Origin of the sequence: Streptomyces pseudogriseolus (genome assembly GCA_002154585.1) — a bacterium.
In the GTDB taxonomy this organism is placed as follows: Bacteria; Actinomycetota; Actinomycetes; order Streptomycetales; family Streptomycetaceae; genus Streptomyces; species Streptomyces pseudogriseolus.
The window spans coordinates 1-1,264 of record MUNG01000698.1; the positions used below are offsets into that span (position 1 = coordinate 1).

Here is a 1,264-nt window from a genome sequence, read left to right on the forward strand (position 1 = left end):
CGACGCCCGCACCGCCGAGTTCTCCTTCCAGCCCGGCCCGGTCTTCACGAACCTCCTCCTCGCGGACGAGATCAACCGCACGCCCCCGAAGACCCAGTCGTCCCTGCTGGAGGCCATGGAGGAACGCCAGGTCACCGTCGACGGCACCCCACGCGCCCTCCCCGACCCGTTCCTGGTCGCCGCGACCCAGAACCCCGTCGAGTACGAGGGCACCTACCCCCTGCCCGAGGCACAGCTCGACCGCTTCCTCCTCAAGCTGACGATCCCTCTGCCGTCCCGCCAGGACGAGATCGACGTCCTCACCCGGCACGCCCAGGGCTTCGACCCGCGCGACCTGCGCGCCGCCACCACGGTCTCCCCCGAGATCACCGCCTACGTCGTCGACATCTGCCGCGCCACCCGCGAGTCGCCGTCCCTCACCCTCGGCGTCTCCCCCCGAGGCGCCACCGCGCTCCTCGCGACCGCCCGCGCCTGGGCCTGGCTGACCGGCCGCGACTACGTCATCCCGGACGACGTGAAGGCCCTCGCCCTGCCCACGCTCCGCCACCGCATACAGCTGCGCCCGGAGGCCGAGATGGAGGGCGTCACGGCCGACTCGGTCATCACCGCCGTCCTCTCCCACGTCCCCGTCCCCCGCTGATGGCTCCCACCGGACGCGCCGCCCTCCTCGCGGCCCTCGGCTCCCTCCCCGTCGGCATCTGGGACCCCGGCTGGACGAGCCTCCTCGCCGTCAACGCACCNNCGCCTGCGACTACGCCCTGGCCGCCCCCGTCCGCACCCTGGGGCTGACCCGCTCCGGCGACACCTCCGTACGCCTCGGCGACACCGCCGACGTCACCCTGACGGTCACCAACCCCTCCCGCCGCGCGCTGCGCGCCCGCGTTCGTGACGCCTGGCCGCCGAGCAGCTGGACGCCCGGCACGGAGACGGATGCGTCCCGGCACCGGCTGACGATCCCCGCGGGGGAACGCCGCCGCGTCACGACACGCCTGCGCCCCACCCGCCGCGGCGACCGCCAGGCGGACCGCGTCACCGTCCGCTCCTACGGCCCCCTGGGTCTGTTCACCCGCCAGGGCGCCCACAAGGTCCCGTGGACGGTCCGCGTCCTGCCGCCCTTCACCAGCCGCAAGCACCTGCCCTCGAAGCTGGCCCGCCTGCGCGAACTGGACGGCCGCACCAGCGTCCTCACCCGCGGCGAGGGCACCGAGTTCGACAGCCTCCGCGCCTACGTCCCCGGCGACGACACCCGCTCCATCGACTGGCG

General features: G+C 74.5%; 1 protein-coding gene and 1 pseudogene. Both read left to right on the plus strand.

The window, feature by feature from the left end; translation table 11 throughout:
- A partial coding sequence (locus CCN29_RS34155; RefSeq protein WP_143661473.1) for an AAA family ATPase occupies positions 1 to 640 on the plus strand: 640 nt, incomplete at its 5' end.
- Positions 640 to 1,264: pseudogene (locus CCN29_RS34160) on the plus strand (DUF58 domain-containing protein); the annotation flags it as partial. The gene CCN29_RS34155 and the pseudogene CCN29_RS34160, both read left to right, overlap by 1 nt.